A 25463-nucleotide genomic window follows, 5' to 3' on the forward strand; every position below is an offset into this window, starting at 1 on the left:
CCCGACGAGGTTTGCGTTAACGTCGCTTACGGCCATAATGACGGCCTTGAATTTTCCAGTCTCTGAAGGACCGCCCGTGAGCCAATCCCTGATCGCTGCCCTGCAAAACCCGGCCCTCTACCCGCATCCCGTCGAAGGGTTCCAGGTCATCGAGACCCACATTTCCTGGGTATTGCTCACCGGGCCCTACGCCTACAAATTCAAGAAGCCGGTCAACTTCGGTTTCCTCGACTTCACCAGCCTCGAGGCGCGCAAACATTTCTGTGGCGAGGAGTTGCGCCTGAACCAGCGCCTGACCCAGGACCTGTACCTGGACGTCCTGCCGATTACCGGCAGCGCCGAAGCGCCGCAACTGGGTGGCGACGGCCCAGCCATCGAATACGCCCTGAAAATGCGCCAGTTCCCCCAGAGCCAACTGCTCAGCACGCTGCAAGCCAACGGCGAACTGACCACCACGCACATCGATGAGATGGCCGCGCAAATCGCCCAATTCCACCTCTCCACGCCCAAGGTACCCGCCGAGAACGACGCCGGCACCCCGCAAAGCGTGATGGCTCCGGTGCTGCAGAACTTCGAACAGATCCGCCCATTCCTCAACGACAAGGCCGACCTGCTGCAACTCGAAGCGCTGCAAGCCTGGGCCGAGACCAGTTTCGAACGCCTCAAGCCGTTGTTCACCCAACGCAAGGCCGAAGGTTTCATCCGCGAATGCCACGGCGATATCCACCTGGGCAACGCCACCGTGATCGACGGCAAGGTGGTGATCTTCGACTGCATCGAGTTCAACGAACCGTTCCGCTTCACCGACGTCTACGCCGACACCGCGTTCCTGGCGATGGACCTGGAGGACCGCGGCCTCAAGTCGCTGGCGCGGCGCTTCGTCAGCCAGTACCTGGAACTGACCGGTGACTACCAGGGCCTGGAGTTGCTGAACTTCTATAAAGCCTATCGCGCCCTTGTCCGGGCAAAAGTCGCGCTGTTCAGCATGCCGGCCGAAGCCGATCCGGTGCAGCGCGCCACCACCCTGCGCCAGTACCGCAACTACGCCAACCTGGCCGAAAGCTACAGCACCATTCCTTCGCGCTTCCTGGCCATCACCCACGGCGTTTCGGCCGTCGGCAAAAGCCATGTCGCGATGCGTCTGGTAGAGGCGCTGGGCGCCATTCGCCTGCGTTCGGATGTAGAGCGCAAGCGCCTGTTCGGCCAGCAACAGGTGCCCAACGCCCCACAGGCCGGCATTTATAACAACGACGCCAGCAACGCCACCTACGCCCGCCTGCATGAAATCGCCGCGGTGATCCTGCGCGCCGGCTTCCCGGTGGTGATCGATGCCACTTACCTCAAGCACGATCAGCGCGACGCCGCGGCGAAAATCGCCGAGGCCACCGGCGCCCCGTTCCTGATCCTCGACTGCGACGCACCGCAAGCGGTCATCGAAAGCCGGCTGGCCCAGCGCCAGGCCGACCAGAACGACCCTTCCGATGCGAACCTGGCGGTCATTGCTGCACAGCAGTCCAGCCGTGAAGCCCTTACTCCGGCGGAAATCCTCTGCAGCAAACGAGTCCAAACCAATGAAAGCGGCACGCTCGACGTCGTGGTCGCGCAAATCCGTCAGCGCCTGCCCGGCCTGTAGGTAACTATTTGGGCCGTGAAGCGATGCCCGGCTTCACGGCCACCAAATAGTGGCACTATACTGGCGTCATAAAACCAACAGGTGATATGAAATGAGCCTTCCCAAGCTTCTCAATACCCCGCTTTATGCCTTGCTGCGCAAAGACGATATCGCCGGGTTCAACAGCGAACGCCCACAAGGTCCGGTCGACATGCGCGGCGGCGACTTTCGAGGCCTCGATCTGCGGGAACTGAACGCGGACGACGTTGACTTCAGCGACGCCTACTTCCGTTCCGCCGATTTGCGTGGCATCGATTTTCGCAAGTCGTCACTGGAAGGCGCGAGCCTGGCCCATGCGCAAATATCCGGCGCCTACTTCCCGCCCGAACTGTCTGCGGACGAGATCCTGATGTCGATGAACTTCGGCACCCGCCTGCGCTATCGCACCCGCTGATACGGTGGAAACCGGGTAAGCCGACATGCGGCGAACCCACCACAGTCCGAACTGAGCTCCAGCGCCCCCGCCCGCGCTGGACGATGCACCGTGCCGCACGCTCCCCCTATCGTGCGTAATGCATTAGAAGCTTTTGCATCGAATCCCACCAAAGAATCACGCTTTTCCTACTGACCGCTACACTGCTCAGAAGCTTGCCCAATGCACCAGTCGGCCGTCGCAAGGAGGCTCGATGAATGATGAACTGCAACACCTGAAGAATCTGGGCAAGACATCAGCCCAGTGGCTGCACGCCGTCGGCATTCACAGCGCCTCGGATTTACGCCGGCTTGGTGCGGTGGACGCTTATCGGGCCGTGCGCACGCGCGGCTTCCGGGCATCCAAGGTGTTGCTGTACGCCATCGAAGGCGCATTGATGGATGTGCACTGGAACGACATCCCCGCCGAACGCAAGGAAGCCCTGAACAAGCAGCTGGACGCCATTTCGACGCGTCATAAAGCCTGACTGCCTCTTGTTTTGTCGAATGGCGCCATAACCGACCAGGTTATTTCCGCGAATCGAAAAACAATGTTTGACATGGTAATGAGAATCGCTATGATTACCACATCCGGTCGCGAGACTGGTCGATATTTGAACAGCCCTTGGTTCGGACTCTCAGATATCTCCTCATCAGGCTAATCACGGTTATTTGACCCGGCTTTTGCCGGGTCTTTTTTTGCCTGTAGAAAAATCACCTGTAGAAGATCATTTTCCGGCGTGTTCACGCATCTGCGCGCAGTAATCCTGTGGTGGCATGGCCGGCGTGTACCACACGTAATCCGCCATGGCCGACGTTACGTCACTGCCCTCCTCGGCCAGCATCAGGACGATCGGTGCCTCGCTGGCGCCAAGATCCACTGCATGCAGCGGCACACCGACATCCTTTCGAGCATGCCAGGCACCGGCGAACAACAATGCCGGTGTCGGCGCTTGCAGCAGGCGTTCGGCCATGCGGCGGTCACGCTGTTGCTGCACAGCCAGCATCGCTGGCATTTGCGACTCCGGCAGCAAACCGCAGTGGGATTCACGGATCTGCCCCAACAACTCCTCCTTGACTGTGGCCGCATTGGAGCGAGCGCCCATCAAGGTGGGTGGGTTTCGATAGAAACGCTGGATCTCGGCGGCGTCCAGATTGGCGGCCAGCAACGGATAACGTTGCGCCAGGGCAAACTCGACCACGGGCCCGTACAGGCTCCAATCCCAGCCGGGCGACCAGGCCAGCGCGTCGGGCAGGTCCGTTGGCAAGGCGGGTAACTGGCGGACCGAATCGACGCGTGGCTGTTGGGAGGGGGTGAGCATTTCCAGCAACAGGCTGCCCTGGGCTCGCTGTCCGGCCAAAGCCTGGAGCAGCCATACCTGCAGTGCATGGTGATCGCGATTGTCGTGCCGTTCTCCCATCACCACCCGAGGCGCCTTTGCCAGGCGTTCGATCAACGCCTGGGGCGTCACGGCCTGGCCATTGTGCAAATCACGGATTCGTCCGCCAAGCGGGGGCGGTGCGATGCTCTGGCACGCCGTCAGTACACTCAATGCCAGAATCAGGAGCAGGCGCACGTCGGTATCCTCAAGGGTGCCCTCAACGGGCAATGATCAATGGATGCCCGCGCTCCGGATGGTCTTGCACCAACACGTCCAGGCCAAACACCGCCTTGAGCGGTTCCGGGCGCAGCACGTGCCGGGGCGTGTCCAGGGCCACTGGGCGACCGGACGCGAGCAGCAACAGGCGATCACAGTAACGCGCCGCCAGGTTCAGGTCATGCAGGATCACCAGCACGGCGGCGCCGCGACTGGCGAATTCACGCACCGCCTGGAGGATGGTGTGCTGATGCAGCGGGTCGAGCATCGAGGTCGGCTCGTCCAGCAATAGGGTCTGCCCCGCCTCACCCGGCCACAACTGCGCCAACACCCGCGCCAGATGCACCCGCTGACGCTCGCCGCCGGACAACGCCAGGTAACTGCGACCGTGCAGATGCGCAGCATCTGCCGCTTGCAGCGCCTCGGCGACGATTTGTTCGTCGCGCAGCCGACCACTCTGGTGCGGCAGGCGCCCCATGCCGACGACTTCCTCGACACGGAAGGCAAAATCCAGGGTCGAGGACTGCGGCAACACCGCCAGGCGACGGGCACGCTCGGCACCGTGCCACTGGGCCTGTGGCCGGTCATCGAGCCAGACCTGCCCCTGGGCCGGGCGCAATTCGCCGCACAGGCCCGCCAGCAAGGTACTTTTGCCCGCACCGTTGGGCCCGAGCACACCGAGCACTTCGCCGGGGTTGAGCAGCAGATCGATGTCCGCCAGCACGGTTTTCCGGCCACGCTGAATGTGCAGGTTCTGCGCTCGCAGCATCAGGCGCGCCCTCGCACCAATAGATAAAGGAAGAACGGTGCCCCAATAAAGGCCGTGACAATGCCGATCGGCAATTCCGCAGGGGCCAGTGCCAGGCGCGCCACCAAATCGGCGAACAGCAACAGGCTGGCACCCGCCAACACAGAGGCGGGCAACAACACACGGTGGTCAGGGCCGGCCACCAGTCGCACCAGATGTGGCACCACCAGCCCAACAAAACCGATCATGCCCGCCGCCGCCACCGCCGCGCCAACCCCCATCGCCGTACAAAACACCAGTTCACGCTTGAGGCCTTCGACGTCGACGCCCAAATGGGCCGCTTCGGACTCCCCCAGCAACAGCGCATTGAGCGCCCGGGCCCGCCGAGGCAACCAGAGCGCCACACCAAAGCTGACCAGCAACAGCGGCCACAACCTCGCATAGCTGGCGCCGTTGAGACTGCCCAGGTTCCAGAACGTCAGGGTGCGCAGGGTCGCGTCGTCCGCCAGGTAGGTGAACAGGCCGACGGCCGAACCGGACAGTGCGGTCAGGGCAATACCGGCCAGGAGCATGGTCGCGACATGGGTCTGGCCATTACGTCGCCCCAGACGATAGACCAGCGCCGTAACGCCAAGCCCGCCGAGGAATGCGCACAACGACAACACGTAGGGGCCAAAGGCTTCGGGCAACCCACCCAACGCCGAGCCACCGACAATGGCGAACGCGGCGCCCAGTGCCGCACCGCTGGAAACGCCCACCAGCCCCGGGTCGGCCAATGGGTTGCGAAACAGCCCCTGCATCGCCACACCGGACAATGCCAACACCCCGCCCACCGCCAACCCCAGCAAGGTGCGCGGCAAACGGATCTGGCCGAGGATCAGTTCGGCCTGTTCCAGGCCATCGGCAGCCACCGGCAAACCCAGCAGGCGCGCGGCGGCGCGCAAGGTGTCGAGCAGCGGCAAGCTCACCGGCCCCAGGGCCAGGGACAACCAGGTCGCCAGCAGACACAACAGGCTCAGGCCGATGAACAAGGTGCGTGGCTTGACCAACGAAGTCATGGCGCCCTGGCCGACACAGCCGGATAGAACCCCACCGTCAGTTTCTCCAAGCTTTGTGGCAACCGCGGACCCAACCCGCCCACCAAGAGCGTCGGGTCAAGCTCCATGACGCGCCCATCCCTGGCGGCTCGGGTCGAGGACAGAATCGGGTTTTCCTTGAACAGCGCCGCGCGCGCTTCTTCGCCGCTCAAGGCACGGTCGGCAAAGACCAGCACTTCAGGATTCAGGCCGGCCAGGCTCTCCACGGAAAAAGACTTGTAGCCACCGTGGGTCGCCAGGTTGCGGCCCCCGGCCTGCTGCAACAGCCAGTTAGCGGCGGTGTCCTTGCCGGCCACCATTAACTTGCCGCCGGAACTTCCCACCAGCAGCAACACGCCGGGAGCCTTTTGCTTGAGCTGGACTTCGCGCACCCGGGCAGCTTGCCGGTCCAACTGCTGGTGATAACCTTGAAACAACTGCGCGGCCTGGGCTTCACTCCCCAGCAACTGCCCTAAATGACGTAAATTGCCTTGGAGGGTAGGCAGATCAGGCGTGGCCGAGAACAGTTCGACCTGCACGCCTGCGTTGCGAATCTGAGCCAGCACCGGCGGCGGCCCCATTTCTTCGGTGCCCACCAGGATCTGCGGACGCAGGCTCAGCACCCCCTCCGCCGACAGCTGTCGTTGATAGCCGATACTGGGCAGGGCCCGCAAGGATTCGGGATGCTGGCTGGTGGTGTCCACGCCCACCAGCTTCGACTCGCCCCCCAACGCACTGACCCACTCCGACAACGCGCCACCGGCGCTGACCCAACGTTGCGGCAATTCGTCCGCGCGGGCCCCCTGGTTGATCAACAGTGCGACACAGAGCGCAACAAAGCGGATGTTCAGGCGCATCAGGCAGCGTCCTCAAAGAAGTTTTTCGCAGGAGCGGGCATGGCCAAGTATCCTCCCCCATCTGCGAAGGATGGCGCCATTTGATAATTGTTTTCATTTGACCGTCAAGCATAGACATCTGTGGCATGAACCTCTGTGGGAGCGAGCAGGCTCGCTCCCACAGGGGACTTTTCAACACAAATATAGAGATACACATGAAGTTTCTTTGTACCGCCGCCGAAGTGCCCGACAACGGCAGTCGCGGTTTCGATCTGGATGGGCGCAAGGTGCTGGCCGTGCGGCGCTCCGGCCAGGTGTATGCCTATCTCAACCGCTGCCCGCACCGTGGCGTGCCGCTGGAATGGCAACCCGACCAGTTTCTCGACCCCAGCGCCAGCCTGATCCAGTGCGCCACTCACGGCGCGCTGTTCCTGATCGAAAGCGGTGAATGCGTGGCCGGGCCCTGCGCCGGCCAGTTCCTGGCGGCCCTAGACAGCCGGGAGGACGAGCATGGCATCTGGGTCCAGCTCTAGCGGCTCGAGCAACACCGGCAACGCGCGGTCGACCCACATCTGCTCGGGCGTCAGCGTGACCCCATAGGCCAGCACCTCCACACCCGCCGCCACCGCGTCACGCAGAGCAGCGGCGTACACCGGGTCGATTTCCTGTGCCGGGCGCACCGCTTCGATGCCGCTCAGGTTCACACAATACAATTGCACCGCCCGCACGCCTTCCCGGGCCAGACAGGCGAGTTCCCTCAGGTGCTTGGCGCCGCGCAGGGTCACCGCATCGGGAAACGCCGCCACGTTGGTGCCATCGAAACCCAGTGTGACGCTTTTGACTTCGACCCAGGCCGAGCCTCGATCGTAGTCCAGGCGAAAATCGATTCGGCTGTTTTCCACACCATAAGCCACTTCACGCTTGAGCCCGGTAAACCCGTTCAGTTCGCTGATGACCCCAGCGCGCAAGGCTTCTTCGACCAAGGCGTTGGCCCGCGCGGTATTGATGCAAGCGAGTCGCCCCTGAGGGGTTTCGCCGATTTCCCAGGTGCCGGGCAACTTGCGCTTGGGGTCGCTGGAGCGACTGAACCAGACGCGCGCGCCTTGCGCCATGCAATTGAGCATCGAGCCGGTGTTCGGACAGTGAATGGTGAGCAGTTCGCCGTGAACGGTCTCGATATCCGCGAGAAAACGCTTGTAACGCCGAATCAAGCGACCTTCTTCCAACGCAGGAGAAAAATGCATCAGCCTTGCCAACTCCGTAGTCCACGTTCGATTCGCGCCACGGCTTCCTGTAGCCGCGGCAGGCTCTGGGTGTAGGCGAAACGCACATGGTGGCCGGCCTGATGGCGGCCAAAATCCAACCCCGGCGTGAAGGCCACGTGTTCGGTTTCCAGGAAGTGCTGGCAGAACGCAAAGGCGTCGCCGCCGAACGCGCTGATGTCGGCATACAGGTAGAACGCCCCTTCCGGCTCCACCGCGATACCGAAGCCCAATTCACGCAAGGCCGGCAGTAGAAAGTCACGGCGCAGGGCGAACTCGGCCCGCCGCTGCTCGAAGATCTCGATGGTCGCGGGTTCGAAACAGGCCAGGGCGGCGTACTGGGCCATGCTCGGCGCACTGATGTAGAGATTCTGCGCGAGCTTTTCCAGCTCGCCGACGGCCGCCGACGGGGCCACCAGCCAGCCAAGCCGCCAACCGGTCATGCCAAAATACTTGGAGAAACTGTTGAGGACAAAGGCCTCGTCGTCGACTTCCAGCACGCTGGCGGCATCGGTGCCGTAGGTCAGGCCGTGATAGATCTCGTCCACCACCAGATGACCGTTGTGGCCCTTGATGGCCTTGGACAACCCCGCCAGTTCGTCCCGAGTGAGAATCGTCCCGGTCGGGTTGGCCGGCGAGGCCACCAACGCACCGACGCTGTCCTGATCCCAATGCCGGTTCACCAGGTCCGGCGTCAATTGGTAACGCACCTCCGGCCCCACGGGCACCAATTGCGCCGCACCTTCGACCAGGCGCAGGAAATGACGGTTGCACGGATAACCGGGGTCGGCCAGCAGCCAATGCTTGCCAGGGTCCACCAGCAAGGCGCTGGCCAGCAACAACGCGCCGGATCCGCCTGGGGTCACGAGGATGCGTCGCGGATCAATCTCCACCCCATAGCGCTGATCGTAGAAACCGGCGATGGCCTCGCGCAGCTCGGGAATGCCGCGGGCCGCGGTGTAGCGGGTCTTGCCCGCCGCCAGCGCAGCCTGACCGGCCTGGATGATCGGCTCGGCGGTGGTGAAGTCCGGCTCGCCTATCTCCAGGTGGATGACGTCATGCCCGGCGGCCTGCAGCTCGTTGGCACGGGCCAGCAGCGCCATCACATGGAAAGGTTCGATGGCGCGGCTGCGCGCACTGTAGGGCTGAGCCATTGGCCTTCCTTCAGGAAAAAAAGAACCGATTCTACCCAACTCTCCCGCCAAGTCAGAAACAACTGCGGGAACGAGCGCGAACCGAAAGCGGTCTGAGGCCGTGAATTGCAGGAAATGACTCCCGCGATTGGCCCAGGCTTGACTAGAATCAAGCATTGAGCAGGTTTACATCCCCACCGAAGCGAACCCAGCCACGTTCTACAGACCCCGGCCGCCGCAGGCTCGACAACCGGGAGTAGCGCGGCCCGATTTGATCTGGTAAGTTCGCCCGCTTGCAGCCGCAGGGCCGGCAGGTGTCGGTGATGGAGCAATCCTGCGTAGTGGATTACAAGAGTAGAGGCGGTCCATTCATGCCCACCCAAGCAAAGCAAAACCCAAATAACACGCTCAGCGGGTTTGAGCCTTACGTCCCGCAAGCTGGCGAAGAGTACATGGGCGCCCCCATGCGCGCGCACTTCACCAAGATCCTGAACAAGTGGAAACAGGACTTGATGCAGGAAGTCGACCGCACCGTGGATCACATGAAAGACGAAGCGGCCAACTTCCCGGACCCGGCCGACCGTGCCAGTCAGGAAGAGGAGTTCAGCCTCGAACTGCGCGCCCGTGATCGCGAACGCAAGCTCATCAAGAAAATCGACAAGACCCTGCAACTGATCGAAGACGAAGAATACGGTTGGTGTGAGTCCTGCGGCATCGAGATCGGCATTCGTCGCCTGGAAGCCCGCCCGACCGCCGACCTGTGCATCGACTGCAAGACCCTGGCGGAAATCAAGGAAAAACAGGTCGGCAAGTAATCGCCGGGGCTGTTACAAAAACGGAGCGTTCATACGCTCCGTTTTTTGTTTCCGGCACCTGACCACCATCCTGAACCTTGCGACATCCTGTGGGAGCGGGCTTGCTCGCGAATGCGGTGGAGCATTCAACATCTGTGTCGACTGATCCACCGCATTCGCGAGCAAGCCCGCTCCCACAAATGCGCCTCTGCCAGATCCAAGCTAGTAATATTCCCCTATGACTATCACCCCCTACATCGGCCGCTTCGCCCCCACCCCCAGCGGCCACTTGCATTTCGGCTCGCTGGTCGCCGCCCTGGCGTCGTACCTGGATGCCCGGGCCGTGGGCGGGCGCTGGCTGCTGCGCATGGAGGACCTCGACCCACCCCGGGAGGAACCGGGCGCACAAGCGGAGATTCTCAAGGCGCTGGAAAGCTACGGGTTTGAGTGGGACGGCGAAATGGTCCGCCAGAGCGAGCGCCATGCTGCCTATGACCAGGTCATCAACCGGCTGTTCAGCCAGGGCCTGGCCTACGCCTGCACCTGTTCGCGCAAACAACTGGAGCCGTACCAGGGCATTTATCCGGGACTGTGCCGCAACGCCGGGCACGACACCGAGGACGCCGCCATCCGCCTGCGCGTCCCCGAACTTGAATATCACTTTACCGACCGGGTCCAGGGCGAGTTCCGCCAGCACCTGGGCCGTGAGGTCGGCGATTTCGTGATCCGCCGCCGCGACGGGCTCTACGCCTATCAACTGGCCGTGGTCCTGGACGACGCCTGGCAGGGGGTAACCGATATCGTGCGCGGTGCCGACCTGCTGGACTCCACACCACGCCAGCTCTACCTGCAAGAATTGCTCGGATTGCCACAACCGCGTTACCTGCACGTGCCGTTGATCACCCAGCCCGATGGGCACAAGCTGGGCAAATCCTATCGTTCACCGCCACTGGCAGCCGACCAGGCCACACCGCTGCTGTTACGGGCGTTGCGCGCGCTGGGCCAGCAACCGGGTCTCGAACTGGTCGATGCCAGCCCGCGGGAACTGCTGGTCTGGGGCATTGGCCACTGGGACGCGGGCAAGATCCCGCGCACACTGAGCCTGCCCGAAGCGCAAATACGTTGACGGCCCTTGCAGCTTGGCGCCCATCCGTTACCATCGCCGCACGTTTTCGGGCACGCGCATAAATTAGAGAGGCCGGGATGTATATCTATCGCTTGGTCCTGCTCCTGGTAGTGGGGATTTATCTGTTCTCCCCGGCCATCATGGATTGGTGGATCGATGCCACGGGTGCCTGGTATCGGCCTTACCTGCTCTGGCTGATCCTGATTGTCGTGACCTTCATCCTGCAGAGCCAAAAAGATGCCGATGAGCTTTAGCCTGACCCAGATGATCCTGATCAGCGCCGCCTACCTGGCCGTGCTGTTCGGTGTCGCCTGGATCAGCGAACGAGGCATGATCCCCCGCGCGATCATCCGCCACCCGCTGACCTACACCCTGTCGCTGGGTGTCTATGCCAGCGCATGGGCGTTCTATGGCACGGTCGGGCTGGCCTACCAGTACGGCTATGGTTTCCTCTCCAGTTACCTCGGTGTATCGGGCGCGTTCCTGCTGGCGCCGGTGTTGCTCTACCCGATCCTGAAAATCACCCGCACCTACCAACTGTCGTCGCTGGCCGACCTGTTCGCCTTTCGTTTTCGCAGCACCTGGGCCGGTGCGCTGACCACGATCTTCATGCTGGTCGGGGTGTTGCCGCTGCTGGCCCTGCAAATCCAGGCCGTGGCCGACTCCATCAGCATCCTGACCCGCGAGCCAGTACAGCACCGGGTGGCGTTGAGCTTCTGTGCGCTGATCATCCTGTTCACGATTTTCTTCGGCTCCCGGCACATTGCCACGCGGGAAAAGCACGAAGGCCTGGTGTTCGCCATCGCCTTCGAATCGGTGATCAAGCTGATCGCCATTGGCGGCGTCGGGCTCTATGCCTTGTACGGCGTGTTCGATGGCCCGCAGCAGCTTGAGTTGTGGCTGCTGCAGAACCAGACCGCCCTCGCCGCCCTGCACACGCCCTTGCAGGAAGGCCCGTGGCGCACGCTGTTGCTGGTGTTCTTCGCATCGGCCATCGTGATGCCGCACATGTACCACATGACCTTTACCGAAAACCTCAACCCGCGCTCGCTGGTGAGCGCGAGCTGGGGCTTGCCGCTGTTCCTGCTGCTGATGAGCCTGGCGGTACCGCTGATCCTCTGGGCCGGCTTGAAACTGGGCGCCAGCACCAATCCGGAATACTTCACCCTCGGCATCGGCATCGCCGCCAACAGCAAGGCCCTGGCGCTGCTGGCCTACGTTGGCGGCCTCTCGGCGGCCAGCGGCCTGATCATCGTCACCACGCTGGCCTTGTCGGGCATGGCCCTCAACCACCTGGTGCTGCCGCTCTACCAGCCACCGGCCGAAGGCAATATCTATCGCTGGCTGAAATGGACACGTCGGGCGCTGATCGTCGCGATCATCATGGCCGGCTATGGCTTCTACCTGATGCTGGGTGACGGACAGGACCTGGCCAACCTGGGCATCGTCGCCTTCGTCGCTACCTTGCAGTTCCTGCCAGGCGTGTTGTCGGTGCTGTATTGGCCAACCGCCAACCGCCGCGGGTTCATCGCCGGCCTGTTGGCCGGGATCCTGGTGTGGCTGGTGGCGATGCTGTTGCCACTGATGGGCAACCTGCAGGGCTTCTATATTCCGCTGTTGAATATGATCTACGTGCTCGACGACACCAGTTGGCATATGGCGGCCATCGCCTCCCTGGCGGCGAACGTGCTGATGTTCACCCTGATCTCACTGTTCACCAACGCCAGCAGCGAAGAGGCCAGCGCCGCCGAAGCCTGTGCGGTGGACAACGTCCGCCGCCCGCAGCGCCGCGAGCTGCACGCCGCCTCGCCCCAGGAATTCGCCACGCAACTGGCCAAGCCTCTGGGCGCCAAGGCCGCGCAAAAGGAAGTCGAACAGGCCCTGCGCGACCTCTACCTGCCCTTCGATGAACGCCGCCCGTATGCCTTGCGTCGCCTGCGGGACCGGATCGAAGCCAACCTGTCCGGCCTGATGGGCCCCAGCGTGGCCCAGGACATGGTCGAGACGTTCCTGCCCTACAAGGCCGGCGGCGAAAACTATGTCACCGAAGACATCCACTTCATCGAAAGCCGCCTCGAGGATTACCACTCGCGCCTCACGGGCCTGGCCGCCGAACTGGACGCCTTGCGCCGTTACCACCGCCAGACCTTGCAGGAACTGCCGATGGGCGTGTGCTCCCTGGCCAAGGACCAGGAAATCCTGATGTGGAACAAAGCCATGGAAGAACTGACCGGGATCGCCGCCCAGCGCGTGGTCGGTTCGCGCCTGAGCACCTTGGGCGAACCGTGGAAAGGCTTGCTGCAAGGCTTCATCGACCTGCCGGACGAGCACTTGCACAAACAGCACCTGGCCCTCGACGGCCAGACCCGTTGGCTGAACCTGCACAAGGCGGCCATCGACGAGCCGTTGGCACCCGGTAACAGCGGCCTGGTGCTGCTGGTGGAAGACCTCACCGACACGCAGATGCTTGAAGACAAGCTGGTGCATTCCGAACGGCTGGCAAGCATCGGCCGGCTGGCCGCCGGGGTGGCCCACGAGATCGGCAACCCGATCACCGGCATCGCCTGCCTGGCGCAGAACCTGCGCGAAGAGCGCGAGGACGACGGCGAGCTGACGGAAATCAGCGGCCAGATCCTCGAACAGACCAAGCGCGTGTCGCGTATCGTCCAGTCGCTGATGAGCTTCGCCCATGCCGGCGGTCACCAGCACAATGACGAGCCCGTCTGTCTGGCCGAAGTGGCCCAGGATGCCATTGGTCTGCTGGCGCTGAACCGGCGCAATTTCGAAGTGCAATTCTTCAACCTGTGCGACCCGGAACATTGGGTCGATGGCGACCCCCAGCGGCTCGCCCAGGTGTTGATCAACCTGCTATCCAACGCGCGGGACGCCTCACCGGCCGGCAGCGCGGTGCGGGTCAAGAGCGAAGCCTTCGAACACACGGTCGACCTGATCGTCGAAGACGAAGGCAGCGGAATCCCACAGAACATCATGGACCGATTGTTCGAACCCTTCTTCACCACCAAGGATCCTGGCGAAGGCACCGGTCTGGGCCTCGCACTGGTCTATTCCATCGTTGAAGAGCATTATGGACAAATCACCATCGACAGCCCGGCCGATGTACAAAGCCAACGCGGCACCCGTATCCGGGTGACCTTGCCGCGTCATGTCGAAGCGACGTCCGCTGTGAACTGAGACCGTCGAGAGAATCGAATCAATGCCGCACATTTTGATCGTCGAAGACGAAACAATTATCCGCTCCGCCTTGCGCCGCCTGCTGGAACGCAACCAGTACCAGGTCAGCGAAGCCGGTTCAGTGCAGGAAGCACAAGAGCGTTTCAGCATTCCCACGTTTGACCTGATCGTCAGCGACCTGCGCCTGCCTGGTGCCCCGGGTACCGAGCTGATCAAGCTCGGCCAGGGCACCCCCGTGCTGATCATGACCAGTTACGCCAGCCTGCGCTCGGCGGTCGACTCCATGAAAATGGGCGCGGTGGACTACATCGCCAAACCGTTTGACCACGACGAGATGCTCCAGGCCGTGGCCCGCATCCTGCGCGACCGACAGGCGGCGACCAGCAACCCGGCGGAACCCGTCGGCAAGGCCAGCGCCTCGGCGAAAGCCGGCGCCAGCAACAGCAATGGCGAAATCGGCATCATCGGTTCCTGCCCGCCCATGCAGGACTTGTACGGCAAGATCCGCAAAGTGGCGCCCACCGACTCCAATGTCCTGATCCAGGGCGAATCCGGTACCGGCAAGGAACTGGTGGCCCGGGCCCTGCACAATCTGTCACGCCGGGCCAAGGCACCGATGATCTCGGTGAACTGCGCGGCGATTCCGGAAAGCCTGATCGAGTCCGAACTGTTCGGCCACGAAAAAGGCGCGTTCACCGGTGCCAGCGCCGGACGTGCCGGTCTGGTGGAAGCGGCGGACGGCGGCACGTTATTCCTCGATGAAATCGGCGAGCTGCCACTGGAAGCCCAGGCACGATTGCTGCGGGTCCTTCAGGAAGGCGAAATCCGCCGGGTCGGCTCGGTGCAGTCGCAAAAGGTCGACGTCCGGCTGATCGCGGCCACCCACCGAGACCTCAAGAGCCTGGCCAAGATCGGCCAGTTCCGTGAAGACTTGTATTATCGCTTGCACGTCATCGCCTTGAAGCTGCCTCCCCTGCGCGAGCGTGGCGCGGACGTCAATGAAATCGCCCAGGCGTTCCTGGCCCGCCAGAGTGCGCGGGTCAACCGCACCGACCTCAAGTTCGCCCCGGACGCTGAACAAGCCATTCGTCACTACGCCTGGCCGGGTAACGTTCGAGAGCTGGAAAACGCAGTCGAGCGGGCAGTGATCCTGTGCGAGAGCCCGGAAATCTCTGCCGACCTGCTGGGCATCGACATCGAGCTGAGTGACCTGGACGACGAAGAATTCATCGGCCTGGCCCCGCAACAGGGCGGCGCCGCCAACAACACCAGCCACGAACCCACTGAAGACCTGTCCCTGGAAGACTACTTCCAGCACTTCGTGCTCGAGCACCAGGACCACATGACCGAGACCGAACTGGCACGCAAGCTGGGCGTCAGCCGCAAGTGCCTGTGGGAACGTCGCCAGCGCCTGGGGATTCCACGGCGCAAGACCGGGGCGACCAGCGAAAGCTGAGGTGTGGGGGTAACACCTCTGAATGTGAAAAAACTGTTACCCCAGTCTTTTTCACGTAACAGAAGCCGGGGTTTACGGTAACGAAACCCCGGCTTTTTTTCGCCCCGGGAAAATGGCTATAACCATAGAACCCCCGGTTTCGCTGGGTTTCGCAAAAGTTGGCACGCACCCTGCTATAGCTTTGGTACAAGAACAATAACAAGCAATGCAAAAGACAATAAAAATAAGACGAATCGACTCACGCACAATAAAAACAAGACGGCGAGAGGCGCAGCTAACTGATTCTTTTGGAGAGGCGTTGTATTTGGGGCTTGCCCCACAACCAGGCCGAGAACAATAAAAACTGTCTCAAGACAGGTGCCTGAACTGGTTGGATCGACAGATCACTGCAACACAGCGACCAAAGCAATCCGTTTGCTCTTGACTCCCGATTGGGAGGGTCACGAAGGGAAAACCTCGTGGCGCGGGCACTCAACAAAAACAAGAAGCCCGAAACCAATAATAAAAACAGAGCACGCAACTAATTCTGGGGGAGCTTCGGCTCCCCTTGTGGTTTCTGTCGTTCCACTCTCCCGTAGCCTACAAGGCTTGTCGCGCAAGCTTGCAGCTCAAAACTCCTGCGTCCTACACCATCCCTCGACTAAATGCTAGAATCCCGGCCCATCATGCGGTCATTCTTTGTTTTTGGCCGAATATTCCTTCAAACAGTGCATCCCATGCTGAAGAAGCTGTTCCAGTCATTCCGTTCTCCCTTGCGTCGTACGCAACACATTCGCAGCACGCCTGAAGTGCTCAACAGCGGCCAGCATTCACTGCAAAAGGCCCAGTTCAGCCGTTATGCGGTGAACATCGTCGAACGTTTGCAGAACGCCGGCTACCAGGCTTACCTGGTCGGTGGCTGCGTGCGCGACATGCTGCTCAACATCACGCCCAAGGATTTCGACGTCGCCACCAGTGCCACGCCGGAACAGATACGGGCCGAATTTCGCAATGCGCGGATCATTGGCCGGCGCTTCAAGCTGGTCCACATCCACTTCGGTCGCGAAATCATCGAAGTGGCGACGTTCCGCGCCAATCACCCGCAAAACGACGAAGAGGAAGACAGCAACCAGTCTTCTCGCAACGAGAGCGGGCGCATCCTGCGCGATAACGTCTACGGCACCCTGGAAGAAGACGCGCAACGCCGCGACTTCACCATCAACGCCCTGTATTACGATCCGGTCAGCGAGCGCATCCTCGATTACGCCAACGGCGTACACGACATTCGCAATCGCCTGATCCGCCTGATTGGCGACCCCAAGCAGCGCTACCAGGAAGATCCGGTGCGGATGCTGCGGGCGGTGCGTTTCGCCGCCAAGCTGGATTTCGGCATCGAAAAACACAGCGCCCTGCCGATTCGCGAACTGGCGCCGATGCTGCGGGAAATTCCTTCGGCCCGACTGTTCGAAGAAGTGCTCAAGCTGTTCCTGTCGGGCAACGCGGCGGACACCTTCGAGATGCTGGTGGACCTGCAACTGTTCGATCCGCTGTTCCCCGCCAGCGCCGAGGCCCTGGAGCACAACCCGACCTATACCCACACCCTGATCAGCGAAGCGCTGATCAACACCGACCTGCGCATCAAGCAGAACAAGCCGGTAACCCCGGCCTTCCTGTTTGCCGCCCTGCTCTGGCCGGCCCTGCCGGCCCGGGTACTGCGCCTGCAGGAACGTGGCATGCCGCCGATCCCGGCGATGCAGGAGGCCGCCCACGAGCTGATCGCCGAGCAGTGCCAGCGCATCGCCATTCCAAAACGCTTCACCATGCCGATCCGCGAGATCTGGGACATGCAGGAGCGCCTGCCACGGCGCAGCGGCAAACGTGCCGACCTGCTGCTGGACAACCCGCGTTTCCGCGCCGGCTACGACTTCCTGCTGCTGCGTGAAAGCGCAGGCGAGCAGACCGATGGCCTGGGCGAATGGTGGACCGATTACCAGGACGCCAACGACAGCGAGCGCCGCGACATGATTCGCGAACTCAGCGGCAAGGATGACGGCGCCAGCGGCCCGCGCAAGCGTCGTCGCAGCAGCGGCGCCAAGCGCAAGCGTGCCGGTGTACCGAGCGCATCGGGCGAGTAATCGATGGAACGCATCTACATCGGCATGGGCAGCAACCTGGCCGAACCCGCCGAACAATTGCGCTGTGCCGTCCAGGCGCTGGCGCAATTGCCCGAGACCCAACTGGTGGGGGTCTCGGCGTTTTATCAAAGCGATTCCCTGCTGCCCGGCCAGCCGCGCTATACCAACGCGGTGGCGGCGCTGGACAGCCACCTGGCGCCGTTGGATCTGCTCGATGCGCTGCAAGCCATCGAAACCGGACAGGGTCGCGAACGCCTCGAACGCTGGGGCCCGCGCACCCTGGACCTGGACATCCTGCTGTTTGGTGATCGCCTGATCGACGAGCCCCGCCTCAAGGTCCCCCATTACCACATGCAGGCCCGGGCCTTCGTGCTGTATCCACTGGCCGAGTTGGCGCCCGCCGACCTGCGCCTGGCCGATGGGCGCCGGCTCAAGGACCTGCTTGCGGCGTGCCCATTCGTCGGCCTGGAACGCTTGCCTCCCAACTGACATAGATACCCTTGTGGGAGCGAGCCTGCTCGCGGTAGCGGCGGATCAGTCAATGTATATGTCGACTGACACACCGCTATCGCGAGCAGGCTCGCTCCCACAGGATCCGGTACCGGACAGTCAGATCCGGGACACTCCCTCTACGCTGAAACGCATCAGTAACCCCGGTAACACCCGGCGGTAACACATCCAATTGACTTCCCGAGTGCTCCTCACGACTATAGGCGTCCCGTTGCCGCCAACGCGGCGTTTAAAGGGCGCAGTCCAGGCCTTACAAGCACCACGCATAGAGGGTGCGCCTGTATAAATGACGAATCATGCGCGTTACTCGCAGTAATTCACGAGCGCCTAATGAGGACTTTTTCATGCCAGCTATTACCCTGACCACGCTGCAAGGTCTCAAGCAAAAAGGTGAGAAAATCGCCATGCTGACCTGCTATGACGCGACCTTCGCCCACGCCTGCAATGAGGCCGGTGTCGAAGTGTTGCTGGTGGGCGATTCCCTCGGCATGGTGCTGCAAGGTCACGACAGCACGCTGCCGGTGACCACCGCCGAGATGGCCTACCATGTAGCCGCTGTCAAACGCGGTAACACCGATGCACTGATCCTCGCCGACCTGCCGTTCATGGCCTACGCCACCCTCGAACAAACCATGACCAACAGCGCCATGCTGATGCAGGCCGGTGCCCACATGGTCAAGGTCGAAGGCGCGTTGTGGCTGGCCGATTCGATTCGGTTACTGGCCGAGCGCGGTATCCCGGTGTGCGCGCACTTGGGCCTGACCCCGCAAGCGGTGAACATCCTCGGTGGCTACAAAGTCCAGGGCCGCAATGAAAACCAGGCGCGGCAGATGCGCGCCGATGCCATTGCACTGGAGCAGGCTGGCGCGGCGATGTTGCTGCTTGAATGCGTGCCCAGCGAACTGGCTGAAGAAATCACCCAGGCGGTGAAGATCCCGGTCATCGGGATCGGCGCCGGTAGCGCCACCGACGGCCAGGTGCTGGTCCTGCACGACATGCTCGGGCTGTCGATCACCGGTCGCGTGCCCAAGTTCGTGAAGAACTTCATGACCGGGCAAACCTCCATCCAGGCGGCCCTGGGTGCCTACGTCGCTGAAGTCAAGGCAGCCACCTTCCCAGGCATTGAACACGGATTCTCCGCATGAACACCGTCAAAACCGTACGCGAACTGCGGGCCGCCGTGGCCCGTGCCCGCGGCGAAGGCAAACGCATCGCCTTCGTACCGACCATGGGCAACCTGCACAGCGGTCATATGGCGCTGGTGACCAAGGCTGCGCAACGGGCCGACTTCGTGGTGGCGAGCATTTTCGTCAATCCGCTGCAATTCGGCGCCGGCGAAGACCTGGACAAATACCCCCGCACCCTGGCGGCCGACCAGGAAAAACTACTCCAGGCCGGCTGCCATCTGCTGTTCGCTCCCAGCGTTGAAGAGATGTACCCCGACGGCATGGCCGGACAAACCCGGGTCAGCGTCCCGCAATTGTCCGAAGGTTTGTGCGGCGCCAGCCGTCCAGGGCATTTCGAGGGTGTGGCGACGGTGGTCAGCAAACTGTTCAACATGGTCCAGCCTGACCTGGCGGTGTTTGGCCAGAAAGACTTCCAGCAACTGGCGGTGATTCGCGCCCTGGTCCATGACTTGAACATGCCGATCCAGATCATCGGCGAGCCGACCGTCCGTGCCGAGGACGGCCTGGCGCTGTCGTCGCGCAACGGCTTCCTCAGCCCGGAGCAACGCGCGGTCGCACCCGTGGTCTACCGCAGCCTGAGCCAGATCGCCAAGGCGATCAGGCAGGGCCAACGGGACTTCCCGGCGCTGATCGGCGAGCAGCTCAAGCAACTCGAAGCCGCTGGCCTGCGCCCCGATTACCTGGAAATCCGTCACGCCAAGACCCTGCGTCCGGCGTCGAGCGAGGACCGCGACCTGGTGATTCTGGTGGCTGCATTTTTGGGCACCACGCGCCTGATCGATAACCTGCACCTGGACCTCGACACCCCCGCCTGAACCAACGCACACCCCGCGGGAGGAGGCCCGTGGGAGCAAAGCTTGCTCGCGATAGCGGTCTGATAGTCGACATAGGTGTTGAATGTGACCGCGTCGTCGCGAGCAAGCTTTGCTCCCACAAGGCTCCCCCCCACAACAACTCAGTTTGTCCGCAAGACCTCATCGCGTTTCCGTCTGTCGGCCCCTTCCCACCCCCGTTGTATAAAAAAGTACCGGGAACCGGTCTTACAAAGTCAAGACAGATCGCAACGCGAGGTTTACTGTAGTCGCCCTGCGTCCGGCGATCGTGTCGACGCAGTGTCCGCACGCCCACCTCGAGCCGCGTCGGAATTTTTAGTGTACAAAAGGTCGTTCAAGTAAAAAGGAAACCCGCAGCGATGGCGTATTACCGAACCCCTCATGACGTGACCGCTCTGCCAGCCTGGCAAGCGCTGAATGACCACCGCAAAGCCATGCAGGATTTCAGCATGCGCGAAGCGTTCAATGCCGATCCGCAGCGTTTCACTCAATTCACCCTGTCGAGCTGCGGCCTGTTTCTCGACTACTCGAAAAACCTGATCAACGCCCAGACCCGCGACCTGCTGGTGGGCCTGGCCAACGATGTCGACCTCAAGGGCGCAATCAAGTCGCTGTTCGAAGGCGAAATCGTCAACGCCTCGGAAAACCGCCCTGCCTTGCACACCGCCCTGCGTCGGCCAGTGGGCGACAAGTTGCTGGTCAACGGTGTCAACGTGATGCCGGACGTACATAAAGTGCTGAACCAGATCACCGACCTGGTGGGCCGCATTCACGACGGCCTGTGGCGCGGCTACACCGAAAAGCCCATCACCGACGTGGTGAACATCGGTATCGGCGGCTCTTTCCTCGGCCCGGAACTGGTGTCCGAAGCGCTGTTGTCCTACGCGCAAAAAGGCGTTCGTTGCCACTACCTGGCGAACATCGACGGCAGCGAATTCCATGAACTGACCATGAAGCTGCGCGCCGAAACCACGCTGTTCATCGTTTCGTCGAAATCCTTCAACACCCTCGAAACCCTGAAGAACGCCCAGGCCGCCCGCGCCTGGTATCTGGCCCAGGGCGGTTCCGAAGCGGAGCTGTATCGCCACTTTATCGCCGTGTCGAGCAACAACGCCGCCGCCGTGGCCTTCGGTATTCGCGAAGAAAACATCTTCCCGATGTGGGACTGGGTCGGCGGGCGCTACTCGCTGTGGTCGGCCATCGGCCTGCCGATCGCCCTGGCCATCGGCATGTCGAACTTCAAGGAGTTGCTGTCCGGGGCCTATTCCATGGACCAGCATTTCCAGAGCGCACCGTTCGAGCAGAACATGCCGGTGCTCCTGGCACTGCTGGGCGTGTGGTACGGCAACTTCTGGGGCGCGCAGAGCCACGCGATCCTGCCGTACGACCATTACCTGCGCAACATCACCAAGCACTTGCAGCAACTGGACATGGAGTCCAACGGCAAGAGCGTGCGCCAGGACGGCACGCCGGTGTCGACCGACACGGGCCCGGTGATCTGGGGCGGCGTCGGTTGCAACGGCCAGCACGCCTATCACCAGTTGCTGCACCAAGGCACCCAGTTGATCCCGGCCGACTTCATCGTGCCGATCGTCAGCTTCAACCCGGTTTCCGATCACCACCAGTGGCTGTACGCCAACTGCCTGTCCCAGAGCCAGGCGCTGATGCTCGGCAAGACCCGCGCCGAAGCCGAAGCCGAACTGCGGGACAAGGGCGCCAGCGAAGAAGAGGTGCAGAAACTGGCCTCCCACAAGGTGATCCCCGGCAACCGTCCGAGCAATACCCTGGTGGTCGAACGCATCAGCCCACGGCGCCTCGGCGCATTGGTGGCGCTGTATGAACACAAGGTGTTCGTGCAGAGCGTGGTCTGGGGCATCAACGCCTTCGACCAATGGGGCGTGGAACTGGGCAAGGAACTGGGCAAGGGCGTCTACAACCGCCTGGTGGGCAGCGAAGAAAGCCCGGCCGAAGATGCCTCGACCCAAGGCCTGATCAACTACTTCCGCGGGCGTCATCGCGGCTGATCCCTGGGTTTTCACTCCCCCTGTGGGAGCGGGCTTGGTGGGAGCAAAGCTTGCTCGCGATAGCGGTCTGACATCAACCTATCCGTTGAATGTGACGACGTCATCGCGAGCAAACTTTGCCCCCACCAAGCTCGCTCCCACAGTTGCTTTGTACATGACTTGAACCCTCCCGCTACTGGGCGCATCTTTATGACTTGTCGCAAAAACAAGAATAAGGAACCGTCATGTTCGATATCAGCCAGTACCCCCACGCCGATGCCGTCCGCCGGGCTGCGCAACTGAGTCAAGACGAATACCAGCGGCTCTACAAAGAATCCATCGAACACCCCAGCGCCTTCTGGGCCGAGCAGGCCACGCGCTTTCTCGACTGGATGACGCCCTGGCAAACCGTTCAGCGCTATGACCTCAAGAACGGCGACGCGACCTGGTTCGCCGGCGGCAAGCTGAACGTCAGCGCCAATTGCATCGACCGCCACCTGGACACCCGCGGTGACCAGGTCGCGATCATCTGGGAAGGCGACGACCCCGCCGAATCGGCGCAAATCACTTACAGGAAACTTCACAATCATGTGAGCCGCCTGGCCAACGTGCTGAAAAGCCGTGGGGTGAGGAAAGGCGACCGGGTCTGCATCTACATGCCGATGATTCCGGAAGCCGCCTACGCCATGCTCGCCTGCACCCGCATCGGCGCGGTGCATTCGGTGGTGTTCGGCGGTTTTTCGCCGGATTCGCTGCGTGACCGAATTCTCGATGCCGATTGCCGCACCGTGATCACCGCCGACGAGGGTGTGCGCGGCGGGCGCTTCATACCGCTCAAGCGCAACGTCGACAAAGCCCTGGAAAGCTGTCCGAACGTCAGCACCGTGCTGGTGGTCGAGCGCACCCAGGGCGACGTGGACTGGGTTGAAGGGCGTGACCTCTGGTACCACGAGGCCATGCACGAGATGAGCGACGACTGCCCACCCGAACCGATGGATGCCGAGGATCCGCTGTTCATCCTCTACACCTCCGGCAGCACCGGCAAACCCAAGGGCGTGCTGCACACCACGGGCGGCTATTTGCTGCAAGCGGCGATGACGTTCAAGTACGTGCTCGATTACCGCGACAACGAAGTGTTCTGGTGCACCGCCGACGTCGGCTGGGTCACCGGCCACAGTTACATCGTCTACGGCCCGTTGGCCAACGGCGCCACCACGCTGATCTTCGAAGGCGTGCCGAGCCACCCCAGCAGTTCGCGTTTCTGGCAGGTGATCGACAAACATCAGGTCAACATCTTCTATACCGCACCCACCGCACTGCGGGCCTTGATGCGCGAAGGCACCGGACCGCTGCAGGAAACGTCGCGCAAAAGCCTACGATTGCTCGGCAGTGTCGGTGAGCCGATCAACCCGGAGGCGTGGGAATGGTACTTCAACGCGGTCGGCGAACAGCGCTGCCCGATTGTCGATACCTGGTGGCAGACCGAAACCGGCGGCATCATGCTCAGCCCCTTGGTGAGCGCGCCACGGCTCAAGCCCGGCTGCGCCACCCGGCCAATGTTCGGCGTACAACCGGTCTTGCTGGATGAGGTGGGCAAGGAAATCAGCGGCGCCGGCAGCGGTGTACTGGCGATCAAATCCAGCTGGCCAGGGCAGATTCGCAGCGTCTTCGGCGACCACCAGCGCATGGTCGACACCTACTTCAAGCCCTACCCCGGCTATTACTTCACCGGCGATGGGGCGCGCCGCGATGAGGACGGCGATTACTGGATCACCGGGCGCATCGACGATGTGATCAACGTCTCCGGGCATCGCATTGGCACCGCCGAGGTGGAGAGCGCCCTGGTGCTGCACGACAGCATTGCCGAAGCGGCGGTCGTCGGCTACCCCCACGACCTCAAGGGCCAGGGCATCTATGCTTTCGTCACGCCGATGAACGGTGTGCAGGCCAATGACGAGTTGAAGAAGGAGTTGCTGGCCCACGTCAGCAAGGAAATCGGCAGCTTCGCCAAGCCGGAACTGATCCAGTGGGCGCCAGCGCTGCCCAAGACCCGTTCGGGCAAGATCATGCGGCGCATCCTGCGCAAGATCGCCTGCAATGAGCTCGACAGCCTCGGCGATACCTCGACCCTGGCCGATCCGAGTGTGGTGGAGGGGCTGATCGACAAGCGCTTGAATCGATAAGCACAAGAACCTGTGGCGAGGGAGCTTGCTCCCGCTGGAGTGCGTAGCACTCCCAAAAATCATAGGGCCGCTGCGCAGCCCAGCGGGAGCAAGCTCCCTCGCCACGGGACCGTATCGGGTTCGCAGCCTGATGCAACCTCAAACCCGATCTTTCATAACTGCTAAACTCCCGCGCCTCATTTCTCAAAGGCGCGCCCAGCATGTCTTCCTTGAATCAGGCGCTGCGCGCCGCCCTCGACCAGCGTCAGGAACTGCTTGGCCAATTGCATGAGCAAGGCACCGATTGCTATCGCCTGTTCCACGGCAGCCAGGAAGGCGCGCCCGGCCTGACCGTCGACCGCTACGGCCCGCAACTGCTGGTGCAGAGCTTCCATCAATCACTGGAGCGCGACGACCTGCTGCAACTGCATGGCATCGTCAACGAATGGCTGGGCCTGGAAACCTTGTTGGTCTACAACGACCGCGCCCGGGGCAATTCGCGCATCGACCGCCAGGACACGGTCTATCAGGCGGACGAGGCCGCCCTGCAAGACCTGGTCGGGCATGAATGGGGCTTGAATTATCGCGTTCGCGGCCGCCATGCCGGGCAGGATCCCTTGCTGTTTCTCGACCTGCGCAACGCTCGGGGCTGGGTCAAGGCACACAGCCGTGGCAAAAGCGTGTTGAACCTGTTCGCCTACACCTGTGGCGTCGGCCTGAGCGCTGCGGCCGGTGGCGCGCGGGAGGTGTGCAACCTGGACTTCGCCGAAGGCAACCTGGCGGTGGGCCGCGAAAACGGCCTGCTCAACCCCGATTTGCCGCCGATGGAATTCGTGCAGTCGGATTACTTCCCGGCGATCCGCCAACTGGCCGGCCTGCCCATCAGCCAGCGTCGCGGGCAGAAACTGCCAAGCTACGCGCGCCTGGAGCAACGCCAGTACGACCTGGTGCTGCTCGACCCACCGGCCTGGGCGAAAAGTGCATTTGGCACCGTCGACCTGTTGCGTGACTACCAAAGCTTGCTGAAACCGGCGCTGCTCACCACCGCCGACAATGGCGTACTGATCTGCTGCAACAACCTGGCAAAAGTGTCCATGGACGACTGGCGCGAGCAGGTGTTGCGTTGCGCGGAAAAGGCTGGCCGGCCGGTGCGTGAATGGAGCGTGCTGACGCCTGGCAGCGATTTCCCCTCGCTGGATCAGCAACCGCCGCTCAAGACGTTGATCCTCCAGCTCTAGGCCCGCGTCGAAATTCTTACCGAGAAAACCAGACAAATCTCATAAATCACAGTGGCTTCGGAACCGTAAACGCATGCCATACTCCAAGGCATTCCGAATTCACACCAAGATG

General features: G+C 62.2%; 22 protein-coding genes. 16 read left to right on the plus strand and 6 right to left on the minus strand.

Annotated elements, in window-relative coordinates; genetic code table 11:
• Positions 1-76 precede the first annotated feature (76 nt).
• The 3 genes from PBDP_RS25175 (at position 77) to PBDP_RS25185 (ending at position 2571) form a co-directional block, all read left to right on the plus strand.
• Positions 77-1633 (plus strand): bifunctional aminoglycoside phosphotransferase/ATP-binding protein, encoded by a 1557-nt coding sequence (locus PBDP_RS25175; protein ID WP_176689127.1) that lies wholly within the window; start codon positions 77-79, stop codon positions 1631-1633.
• A gap of 91 nt (positions 1634-1724) precedes the next feature.
• The gene (locus PBDP_RS25180; protein WP_063324353.1) at positions 1725-2066 is read left to right on the plus strand and encodes a pentapeptide repeat-containing protein; all 342 of its coding nucleotides are present in this window, start codon (positions 1725-1727) and stop codon (positions 2064-2066) included.
• Between the two features lie 232 nt (positions 2067-2298).
• A complete protein-coding gene (locus PBDP_RS25185) occupies positions 2299-2571 on the plus strand; it encodes a TfoX/Sxy family protein (protein WP_003205623.1) in 273 nt (90 codons plus the stop codon).
• 240 nt (positions 2572-2811) lie between these two features.
• On the opposite strand, the gene PBDP_RS25190 is transcribed toward PBDP_RS25185, so the two are convergent.
• The 4 genes from PBDP_RS25190 to PBDP_RS25205 are packed head-to-tail and all read right to left on the minus strand — an operon-like array spanning position 2812 to position 6362.
• Complete coding sequence (locus PBDP_RS25190) at positions 2812-3660, minus strand: ChaN family lipoprotein (RefSeq protein ID WP_109756340.1); 849 nt, start codon at positions 3658-3660, stop codon at positions 2812-2814.
• A gap of 22 nt (positions 3661-3682) precedes the next feature.
• On the minus strand, positions 3683-4450 hold the full coding sequence (locus tag PBDP_RS25195) for a heme ABC transporter ATP-binding protein (protein WP_212801458.1): 768 nt from the start codon (positions 4448-4450) through the stop codon (positions 3683-3685).
• Positions 4450-5433 carry a FecCD family ABC transporter permease gene (locus PBDP_RS25200; protein WP_162893923.1) on the minus strand — a complete coding sequence of 328 codons (984 nt, stop codon included), beginning with the start codon at positions 5431-5433 and terminating at the stop codon, positions 4450-4452. The genes PBDP_RS25195 and PBDP_RS25200 overlap by 1 nt, the downstream gene beginning before the upstream one ends.
• A 50-nt stretch (positions 5434-5483) precedes the next feature.
• Entirely contained in the window at positions 5484-6362 is an 879-nt protein-coding gene (locus PBDP_RS25205; RefSeq protein WP_212801459.1) for a heme/hemin ABC transporter substrate-binding protein, read from the minus strand.
• A 194-nt stretch (positions 6363-6556) separates the two neighbouring features.
• Here PBDP_RS25205 and PBDP_RS25210 point away from each other — a divergent pair, with 194 nt between their 5' ends.
• Positions 6557-6874, plus strand: a complete 318-nt coding sequence (locus PBDP_RS25210; RefSeq protein ID WP_109756344.1) for a Rieske (2Fe-2S) protein — start codon at positions 6557-6559, stop codon at positions 6872-6874.
• Here the strand turns inward: PBDP_RS25210 and sfsA are convergent.
• Positions 6830-7585: a DNA/RNA nuclease SfsA gene (gene sfsA / locus PBDP_RS25215; RefSeq protein ID WP_163856620.1), complete on the minus strand. Its 756-nt coding sequence runs from the start codon at positions 7583-7585 to the stop codon at positions 6830-6832. The two genes, PBDP_RS25210 and sfsA, sit on opposite strands and share 45 nt — an antisense overlap.
• Entirely contained in the window at positions 7585-8757 is a 1173-nt protein-coding gene (locus PBDP_RS25220) for a pyridoxal phosphate-dependent aminotransferase (protein ID WP_109756346.1), read from the minus strand. Before PBDP_RS25220 ends, sfsA begins: the two co-directional genes overlap by 1 nt.
• Positions 8758-9107: 350 nt before the next feature.
• Between PBDP_RS25220 and dksA the strand changes: the two genes are divergently transcribed.
• The 12 genes from dksA (at position 9108) to PBDP_RS25280 (ending at position 25351) form a co-directional block, all read left to right on the plus strand.
• The gene (gene dksA / locus PBDP_RS25225) at positions 9108-9551 is read left to right on the plus strand and encodes an RNA polymerase-binding protein DksA (RefSeq protein ID WP_109756347.1); all 444 of its coding nucleotides are present in this window, start codon (positions 9108-9110) and stop codon (positions 9549-9551) included.
• A 217-nt stretch (positions 9552-9768) separates the two neighbouring features.
• A complete protein-coding gene (gene gluQRS, locus PBDP_RS25230) occupies positions 9769-10656 on the plus strand; it encodes a tRNA glutamyl-Q(34) synthetase GluQRS (RefSeq protein ID WP_212801460.1) in 888 nt (295 codons plus the stop codon).
• Between the two features lie 77 nt (positions 10657-10733).
• On the plus strand, positions 10734-10910 hold the full coding sequence (locus PBDP_RS25235) for a hypothetical protein (RefSeq protein WP_003176118.1): 177 nt from the start codon (positions 10734-10736) through the stop codon (positions 10908-10910).
• Positions 10894-13848, plus strand: a complete 2955-nt coding sequence (locus PBDP_RS25240; protein ID WP_163856611.1) for a sensor histidine kinase — start codon at positions 10894-10896, stop codon at positions 13846-13848. Before PBDP_RS25235 ends, PBDP_RS25240 begins: the two co-directional genes overlap by 17 nt.
• Before the next feature lie 22 nt (positions 13849-13870).
• Positions 13871-15304: a sigma-54-dependent transcriptional regulator gene (locus PBDP_RS25245; protein ID WP_116833466.1), complete on the plus strand. Its 1434-nt coding sequence runs from the start codon at positions 13871-13873 to the stop codon at positions 15302-15304.
• Between the two features lie 716 nt (positions 15305-16020).
• Entirely contained in the window at positions 16021-17418 is a 1398-nt protein-coding gene (locus PBDP_RS25250) for a polynucleotide adenylyltransferase PcnB (protein WP_057450877.1), read from the plus strand.
• A gap of 3 nt (positions 17419-17421) precedes the next feature.
• Positions 17422-17907, plus strand: a complete 486-nt coding sequence (folK, locus tag PBDP_RS25255; RefSeq protein WP_109756352.1) for a 2-amino-4-hydroxy-6-hydroxymethyldihydropteridine diphosphokinase — start codon at positions 17422-17424, stop codon at positions 17905-17907.
• A 365-nt stretch (positions 17908-18272) separates the two neighbouring features.
• Positions 18273-19073 carry a 3-methyl-2-oxobutanoate hydroxymethyltransferase gene (gene panB, locus PBDP_RS25260; protein ID WP_116833467.1) on the plus strand — a complete coding sequence of 267 codons (801 nt, stop codon included), beginning with the start codon at positions 18273-18275 and terminating at the stop codon, positions 19071-19073.
• The gene (panC, locus tag PBDP_RS25265; RefSeq protein ID WP_212801461.1) at positions 19070-19930 is read left to right on the plus strand and encodes a pantoate--beta-alanine ligase; all 861 of its coding nucleotides are present in this window, start codon (positions 19070-19072) and stop codon (positions 19928-19930) included. Before panB ends, panC begins: the two co-directional genes overlap by 4 nt.
• A 377-nt stretch (positions 19931-20307) precedes the next feature.
• Positions 20308-21972: a glucose-6-phosphate isomerase gene (gene pgi / locus PBDP_RS25270; protein WP_212801462.1), complete on the plus strand. Its 1665-nt coding sequence runs from the start codon at positions 20308-20310 to the stop codon at positions 21970-21972.
• A gap of 224 nt (positions 21973-22196) precedes the next feature.
• Positions 22197-24134 carry an acetate--CoA ligase gene (gene acs / locus PBDP_RS25275; protein ID WP_212801463.1) on the plus strand — a complete coding sequence of 646 codons (1938 nt, stop codon included), beginning with the start codon at positions 22197-22199 and terminating at the stop codon, positions 24132-24134.
• A 200-nt stretch (positions 24135-24334) separates the two neighbouring features.
• Positions 24335-25351, plus strand: a complete 1017-nt coding sequence (locus PBDP_RS25280) for a class I SAM-dependent rRNA methyltransferase (protein ID WP_212801464.1) — start codon at positions 24335-24337, stop codon at positions 25349-25351.
• Positions 25352-25463 lie beyond the last annotated feature (112 nt).

It is taken from the genome of Pseudomonas sp. St290 (genome assembly GCF_018325805.1).
Taxonomy (GTDB): domain Bacteria; phylum Pseudomonadota; class Gammaproteobacteria; order Pseudomonadales; family Pseudomonadaceae; genus Aquipseudomonas; species Aquipseudomonas bijieensis.

Bases quoted from the DNA above. Each gene is read 5' to 3' on its own strand.
- PBDP_RS25180 (WP_063324353.1), top strand. From the start codon at position 1,725: ATGAGCCTTCCCAAGCTTCTCAATACCCCGCTTTATGCCTTGCTGCGC.
- PBDP_RS25185 (WP_003205623.1), top strand. From the start codon at position 2,299: ATGAATGATGAACTGCAACACCTGAAGAATCTGGGCAAGACATCAGCC.
- PBDP_RS25195 (WP_212801458.1), bottom strand. From the start codon at position 4,450: ATGCTGCGAGCGCAGAACCTGCACATTCAGCGTGGCCGGAAAACCGTG.
- PBDP_RS25205 (WP_212801459.1), bottom strand. From the start codon at position 6,362: ATGCGCCTGAACATCCGCTTTGTTGCGCTCTGTGTCGCACTGTTGATC.
- PBDP_RS25210 (WP_109756344.1), top strand. From the start codon at position 6,557: ATGAAGTTTCTTTGTACCGCCGCCGAAGTGCCCGACAACGGCAGTCGC.
- sfsA (WP_163856620.1), bottom strand. From the start codon at position 7,585: ATGCATTTTTCTCCTGCGTTGGAAGAAGGTCGCTTGATTCGGCGTTAC.
- PBDP_RS25220 (WP_109756346.1), bottom strand. From the start codon at position 8,757: ATGGCTCAGCCCTACAGTGCGCGCAGCCGCGCCATCGAACCTTTCCAT.
- dksA (WP_109756347.1), top strand. From the start codon at position 9,108: ATGCCCACCCAAGCAAAGCAAAACCCAAATAACACGCTCAGCGGGTTT.
- gluQRS (WP_212801460.1), top strand. From the start codon at position 9,769: ATGACTATCACCCCCTACATCGGCCGCTTCGCCCCCACCCCCAGCGGC.
- PBDP_RS25235 (WP_003176118.1), top strand. From the start codon at position 10,734: ATGTATATCTATCGCTTGGTCCTGCTCCTGGTAGTGGGGATTTATCTG.
- PBDP_RS25240 (WP_163856611.1), top strand. From the start codon at position 10,894: ATGCCGATGAGCTTTAGCCTGACCCAGATGATCCTGATCAGCGCCGCC.
- PBDP_RS25245 (WP_116833466.1), top strand. From the start codon at position 13,871: ATGCCGCACATTTTGATCGTCGAAGACGAAACAATTATCCGCTCCGCC.
- PBDP_RS25250 (WP_057450877.1), top strand. From the start codon at position 16,021: ATGCTGAAGAAGCTGTTCCAGTCATTCCGTTCTCCCTTGCGTCGTACG.
- folK (WP_109756352.1), top strand. From the start codon at position 17,422: ATGGAACGCATCTACATCGGCATGGGCAGCAACCTGGCCGAACCCGCC.
- panB (WP_116833467.1), top strand. From the start codon at position 18,273: ATGCCAGCTATTACCCTGACCACGCTGCAAGGTCTCAAGCAAAAAGGT.
- panC (WP_212801461.1), top strand. From the start codon at position 19,070: ATGAACACCGTCAAAACCGTACGCGAACTGCGGGCCGCCGTGGCCCGT.
- pgi (WP_212801462.1), top strand. From the start codon at position 20,308: ATGGCGTATTACCGAACCCCTCATGACGTGACCGCTCTGCCAGCCTGG.
- acs (WP_212801463.1), top strand. From the start codon at position 22,197: ATGTTCGATATCAGCCAGTACCCCCACGCCGATGCCGTCCGCCGGGCT.
- PBDP_RS25280 (WP_212801464.1), top strand. From the start codon at position 24,335: ATGTCTTCCTTGAATCAGGCGCTGCGCGCCGCCCTCGACCAGCGTCAG.